A 6,262-nucleotide genomic window follows, 5' to 3' on the forward strand; every position below is an offset into this window, starting at 1 on the left:
CTTCCTGCTGAAAAAACAAGGGAGGCGATCATGAAAAAAAGGCGGAGCCGAAGCCCCGCCTTTCGAAGTTCTGAACGAACCGTTCGTGGAAGCGATTAGCGCTTCGAGAACTGGAACGAACGGCGGGCCTTGGCCTTGCCGTACTTCTTACGCTCGACAACGCGGCTATCGCGGGTCAGGAAGCCACCCTTCTTCAGAACGGAGCGCAGGCCCGGTTCGAAGTAGGTGAGGGCCTTGGACAGACCGTGACGAACGGCGCCGGCCTGACCGGACAGACCACCACCGGCAACGGTGGCGATGATGTCGAACTGACCCGTGCGGGCAGCGGCGACGATCGGCTGCTGAAGGATCATCTGCAGAACCGGACGTGCGAAATACGTGGTGAAATCGCGGCCGTTGATGATGATCTTGCCAGAACCGGCCTTCACCCATACGCGGGCTACGGCGTTCTTGCGCTTGCCGGTCGCGTAGGAGCGGCCGAGGGTGTCAACCTTGCGGACATGCACGGGAGCCGAAGCTTCCGATGCCGGGGCGAGGTCTTTCAGAGAGGAAAGATCGGCCATTATCAGGCGCTCCTTACGTTCTTCTTGTTAAGCGCGGCCACGTCGAGAACGGTGGGCTGCTGTGCTTCGTGCGGATGGTTCGAGCCGGCGTAAACGCGCAGGTTCTTCATCTGGCGACGGCCGAGCGGGCCGCGCGGGATCATGCGCTCGATGGCCTTTTCAACGACGCGCTCCGGGAAGCGGCCTTCGATGATCTGGCGAGCCGTACGCTCCTTGATGCCACCCGGGTGACCGGTGTGCCAGTAGTACTTCTTGTCGGAGTACTTGTTGCCGGTGAAGGCAACCTTTTCCGCGTTGATAACGATGACGTTGTCGCCATCATCAACGTGGGGGGTGTAGGTAGCCTTGTGCTTGCCGCGCAGGCGGGTTGCAACGATGGTGGCGAGGCGACCAACAACGAGGCCTTCGGCGTCGATGATGACCCACTTCTTCTCCACCTCAGCAGGCTTCTGAACGAAAGTAGACATGGATTTCACTTTCTAACGTGGACCCGGCATCCTCTTTTAAATAAGAGCATACGGGCGTTTCTTGTTGCTTGGTTTGATTGCCGCCAGGGGCAACCGCAAATGACCCTATTCCGGCTGGAATCCGATCTGGCGCGCTTATACGGTGCGCGAGCGAAAGCGTCAATATGACGGATTCTGGAGGTCGCAAAAATAAGATAGCAAAAACAATGACTTGATAATGGGGTATTATTTTACCTCATCCAGCGGCCCCGTTTTACCCCAGTCGCATCACCAGAACGCCCGCCGCAATGATGCCTCCGGCAAGATAACGCCAGATGCTGGCGCGTTCTTTCAGGATCACCACGGAGATCACCAGCGCAAAGAGAATGGAGGTTTCCCGGAGTGCCGCGACGACGGCGACGGGCGCCTTGGTCATGGCGTAGAGCGCCAGCCCGTAGGAGAGAATGGAGCCGCCGCCGCCGATCAGGCCACGCCACCAGTTGCGCCGGACATGGTCCGCGACCGGGCCCACGCCGCGCTGGTAGAAGGCAAAGCCGAAAAGCAGCACGGGCGGCAGAAGCGACATCCACAGCGTATAGGAGATGGCGTTGCCGGAAAGCCTTGCGCCGACACCGTCGACGAAGGTGTAGGATGCGATCACGAAGGCGTTGAGCAGGGCGACCATGATCGCCTTTCCGCCACCGCGCCGCGCCTCGAAAGCGAGCGTCAGAATGCCGCCGGAGATGACGGCGATGCCGGCAAGGGCCAGCGGGCTTAAAATCTCGCTCAGGAACAGGCTGCTCGTCGCCGCGACGATCAGGGGCGCCACGCCGCGCATGACGGGGTAGACAAGGCCGATGTCGCCGATCGTATAGGCGGCGGCGACGAGCCGGAAATAGGCGAATTGCAGAACGGCCGAAGCGATCAGAAAAGGAATGGCGACCGGAGCTGGAAATGGCAGGAAAGGCAGAAACGGCAGCGAACAGGCCGCAGCGCCCGCCGCGATCAGCGAGGCATCCAGCGATTTGTCGGATCCGGCCTTGACCAGCGCATTCCATCCGGCATGCAGCATCGCCCCCAGGAGCACCAGAAGAAGAATGTCAAATGTCACAATAGAGACTCGCTCGCGGGCTACTCTGGGCAACCTACAGCATCGGCTTGAAAACCGGAATCGATTTTCGGTACGGGCGGTAAGCCTTTCCAGATTGTTCAAGCACGCGTTTTGCGCCCGTGGAACCGCCCGCAAACGGCCTGTGATCGCAGCGGATACTGCAACGCGCGTAAAATTTATGCTTTGTGCATGTCATGACGCCGGGGAATGATTTTGCGCCGGGGCGATATGGCGTTCTGCTCATGATTTCATCCGTCAGATGGACGCATGAGCGTCCGGCGCACAGCTTATGGTTTCGCCTCACGACGAATTTTCGCTAAAAATACTACCAGATTTGTCAAATATTAGCGTCCAGTGCGCCATGCCGCTTCGGGCGCAAAGTGTATCAATCCGGCGAGGGCGTGCGTGAAAAGAAATTTCATACCTTACACGAATTGGCGACTGTAACGTTGCAGATTTGTATGTTGATTGATTTACAGAATAACTTTCTGAAAATTAGACGTCCCTAATTTTCCTGTGAACGGAATGAAAACAAACAGGAGACGAAGAGCGCATGAATTGCACGCTAATGTTGTTTGAGCCCTTATTTGCGGCAATTCGCGTCATTTTGAAAACTGGACAAAAATAGTCAGTACAACCGGCATTCCGGCGTTTGGTGAAATCATTTTGCGCGGGCGAAAACGTGCCACTGCGCGGCGAGGTGTCTGCCGTAGCTGCAATTTTTCAGCCGGGCAGGGGTTCAAGAGAGCGAAGAACCTTCCTAGATGGAAGGGCGGACGCAACCGGTAGCGTCAGGAATGTGTCGGTGGAATTATGCAGGAGACGCTATGCTCGCGGCGCTTTCAAATGGCGCACCTGCATTGGTATTCTTCAAACCATGCGACGCTCCAGAAGGGATAAGTTGACATGCAGCATGATAGTTACGAGCCCGACTACCTCAGAAAAATTCTGACCGATGTCAAAACCATCGCCCTGCTCGGTGCTTCGCCCAACCCGGACAGGCCGAGCCACGGCGTGATGCGCTTCCTGCTGTCCAGGGGGTATCGTGTGTTTCCGGTCAATCCCGGTCAGGCAGGCAAGGAGATATTGGGGCAGAAGGTCTATGCCAAACTCGCCGATATTCCCGAGCCGGTGGACATGATCGACGTTTTCCGGGCGCCGGAATATTTGTCGGCAATCGTCGAGGAGGCGATATTGCTGCCGGAGCGGCCATCGGTAATCTGGGGCCAGCTTTCCGTTCGCGATGACAATGCCGCCGCCAAGGCGGAAGCCTACGGTATGGAAGTCGTAATGGACCGTTGTCCTGCAATTGAGTATCCGCGTCTCAATATTGTGCGATAGTTGGTACGGATCGGACTTACCATTTGGCGGCAAGGCATTATGATCCCTCCGAAATTCCAATTGGAGGAAATATCATGCCGAGCAGCAATCCCGGGTTTTCGACGCTGGCCGTTCATGCGGGCGCGCAACCCGATCCGACCACCGGCGCGCGTGCCACACCCATCTATCAGACCACGGCCTATGCTTTCCGCGACGCCGATCACGCCGCCGCCCTGTTCGGATTGAAAGAGTTCGGCAATATCTACACCCGCATCATGAACCCCACCCAGGCGGTTCTGGAAGAGCGCGTGGCAGCACTTGAGGGCGGCACGGCCGCACTTGCCGTCGCGTCCGGCCATGCCGCGCAATTGCTGGTCTTCCATACGCTACTGCAATCCGGCGACAATTTCGTCGCCGCCCGCCAGCTCTATGGCGGCTCGATCAACCAGTTCGGCCATGCCTTCAAGGGCTTCGACTGGCAGGTCCGCTGGGCCGACGCCACCGATCCGGCCAGCTTCGAGGCGCAGATCGATGAGCGCACCCGTGCCGTCTTCATCGAAAGCCTTGCCAATCCGGGCGGTACTTTCGTGGATATCGCCGCAATCGCCGAGGTCGCCCACCGGCACGGCCTGCCGCTCATCGTCGATAACACCATGGCGAGCCCCTATCTGCTGCGGCCGCTGGAACATGGCGCGGATATCGTGCTGCATTCGCTGACGAAATTCCTCGGAGGCCACGGCAACTCCATGGGCGGCATCATCGTTGACGGCGGAACCTTCGACTGGTCCGCGACGGACCGATATCCGGCGCTGTCACAGCCCCGGCCGGAATATTCCGGCGTCGTGCTGCACCAGACCTTCGGCAATTTCGCCTTCGCCATCGCCTGCCGTGTGCTGGGCTTGCGTGACCTCGGCCCGGCGATCTCACCCTTCAACGCATTCCTCATCCTGACCGGCATCGAGACGCTGCCGCTGCGCGTTCAGCGCCATTCCGACAATGCGCTCGCCGTCGCGAAATGGCTGAAGGCGCACCCCAAGGTCGGCTGGGTGCATTATGCGGGGCTGGAAGACAGCGATAACCACGCTATCCAGCAGCATTATTCGCCAAAGGGGGCGGGCTCCGTCTTCACCTTCGGCGTTAGGGGCGGTTATGCGGCCGGCAAGGCGCTGGTGGAAGGGCTGCAGCTCTTCTCCCATCTCGCCAATATCGGCGACACGCGCTCTCTCGTCATCCACCCGGCCTCCACCACCCATGCGCAGCTGACGCCGGAACAGCAGACGGCTGCCGGCGCCGGGCCGGATGTGGTTCGCCTGTCGGTCGGCATCGAGGACGTCAAGGACATCATCGCCGATCTCGAGCAATCGCTCGCCAAGGTCTGATGTCGTGGCTCACGCGAGTTTGGTGCCCGCGTGACCCCAGTGATATTTAAGTGTGATTGAGCGGCCGCCGGAAAACCATGGAAACAGGGTGCTTTCGGCGGCAGCGGATTTGCGCGTTGCGGCGAGGTCCACTCGCTCGGCTGCATTCAGCTTATTTCTTCTGCAAAGTGCCAATAAAGTCCTTCGAAATGGCACATGATTTTTCCATGAAGCCAATGATGAGCTGCAATTGCTCTTCATCATATTCCCCATAGAGCGTCTCCATTTTTGCCTGAAGGGGCGCATACATCTGAAACAATTCCCGCATTTTTTCAGGGTGAGGGGCTGCCAGCACGCGCCGACGATCCGCAGGGTCGGGCAAACGTCTTATGAAGCCAGCCTTCTCCAGCCGGTCGAGCAGCGCCGTCACCGCTCCGGTCGTCAGGCCGGTCGATCTTGCAAGTTCACCTGCACTCGCCTGACCCTGCATCTGAAGGATGTCCAGGCACTCCAGATCGGTGGTGTTCATCCGAGCCTTTGCCGCGATGGACTGGCTGATGAGTAATGATTGCGCGCTTGCCTGGTGAAGTACGTCGGTCAACCGGCGATCCAGGATATCTCTTGACATTTGAATATCTCAATAATTAAGAAATGATAGTCATCAAGCTAATTGGCCGGATGTGATTTCGCCAGCGTTAAATGTGCCGCTTACGCCTGCGAGCGTCGAAAAGTGGAAAATGCGTGCTGGCCGAACATGCTTTCGCAGGCGTTTTCTGGAAGGGGTGAATGATGTTCGATCCGCTGGTTTTCCACGCGATTGTCGTCGCCGGTGTTCTTGGGAGCGTCGGGCTGGGCGGCGGCATCTACGAGACGCTTCTTGTCGATAGGGTTTGGCCTTCGCAGCCGATGCTGATCCAGCCGGAACGGGGCGGGATCGACCGAAAGCTTTTCTGGGGTCCCGCTCACGGGCTGTTTGAGGTGGCCTTGCTCCTCGCAGTCTGGCTGACATGGGCTCATCCTGCAATTCGCGTCTGGATATGGTCCGCACTCGCCGCGCATCTTGTGGCGCGGATATGGTCCTTTGCATATTTCATCCCAATGGCGCTTCGGTTTGAGACGGGATTGGTCGGTGACGCAACGGCCGCTTCCAATGCTGCGGCCAGATGGGTCCGATTGAGCCGCTGGCGACTTCCCATCGAGTTTGTTGCGGTGATCCTCCTGTTCATCGCGCTCGCGAAATCAGCGGGAAACTGAGCCCGTACGCTGCCGGTTTCCACCGGTCTGTGGAGAAAACTTCGGTGCCAGGTTGAACGGCGCTCTGCTTCCGTTCACCCGCGACCATCTTACTCAAAGCGCCGAATCCGCCTAGGGCGCGGACTCGTTAAATGATGCAATCCATATCCTTATTGCTGCGAGCTTGAGTGCTGCCAGATAGTTGTCGGCCCGGCGGTCATATCTTGTGGC

General features: G+C 58.4%; 7 protein-coding genes. 3 read left to right on the forward strand and 4 right to left on the reverse strand.

The annotated features are described in order from the left end of the window. Positions 1 to 95 precede the first annotated feature (95 nt). From rpsI to ACQZ5K_RS17355, 3 genes are all read right to left on the reverse strand, one after another. Positions 96 to 563: a 30S ribosomal protein S9 gene (rpsI, locus tag ACQZ5K_RS17345; protein ID WP_003521540.1), complete on the reverse strand. Its 468-nt coding sequence runs from the start codon at positions 561 to 563 to the stop codon at positions 96 to 98. A 2-nt stretch (positions 564 to 565) separates the two neighbouring features. Then, positions 566 to 1,030, reverse strand: coding sequence for a 50S ribosomal protein L13 (gene rplM, locus ACQZ5K_RS17350; protein WP_003502335.1), 465 nt, complete (start codon positions 1,028 to 1,030; stop codon positions 566 to 568). Between the two features lie 253 nt (positions 1,031 to 1,283). Then, positions 1,284 to 2,120 carry an EamA family transporter gene (locus ACQZ5K_RS17355; RefSeq protein WP_080856254.1) on the reverse strand — a complete coding sequence of 279 codons (837 nt, stop codon included), beginning with the start codon at positions 2,118 to 2,120 and terminating at the stop codon, positions 1,284 to 1,286. A 906-nt stretch (positions 2,121 to 3,026) separates the two neighbouring features. On the opposite strand from ACQZ5K_RS17355, the gene ACQZ5K_RS17360 reads away from it, so the two are divergent. Both ACQZ5K_RS17360 and ACQZ5K_RS17365 read left to right on the forward strand, forming a co-directional pair. After that, positions 3,027 to 3,461 (forward strand): CoA-binding protein, encoded by a 435-nt coding sequence (locus ACQZ5K_RS17360; protein WP_020810502.1) that lies wholly within the window; start codon positions 3,027 to 3,029, stop codon positions 3,459 to 3,461. Between the two features lie 74 nt (positions 3,462 to 3,535). After that, entirely contained in the window at positions 3,536 to 4,819 is a 1,284-nt protein-coding gene (locus ACQZ5K_RS17365) for an O-acetylhomoserine aminocarboxypropyltransferase (RefSeq protein ID WP_196377706.1), read from the forward strand. Between the two features lie 151 nt (positions 4,820 to 4,970). On the opposite strand, the gene ACQZ5K_RS17370 is transcribed toward ACQZ5K_RS17365, so the two are convergent. Continuing rightward, positions 4,971 to 5,399: a MarR family winged helix-turn-helix transcriptional regulator gene (locus ACQZ5K_RS17370; RefSeq protein WP_448740947.1), complete on the reverse strand. Its 429-nt coding sequence runs from the start codon at positions 5,397 to 5,399 to the stop codon at positions 4,971 to 4,973. Positions 5,400 to 5,584: 185 nt separating this feature from the next. On the opposite strand from ACQZ5K_RS17370, the gene ACQZ5K_RS17375 reads away from it, so the two are divergent. Then, positions 5,585 to 6,052 (forward strand): hypothetical protein, encoded by a 468-nt coding sequence (locus ACQZ5K_RS17375; protein WP_448740948.1) that lies wholly within the window; start codon positions 5,585 to 5,587, stop codon positions 6,050 to 6,052. Positions 6,053 to 6,262: the final 210 nt, after the last annotated feature.

The sequence above is a fragment of the Agrobacterium sp. 22-226-1 genome (assembly GCF_053522345.1).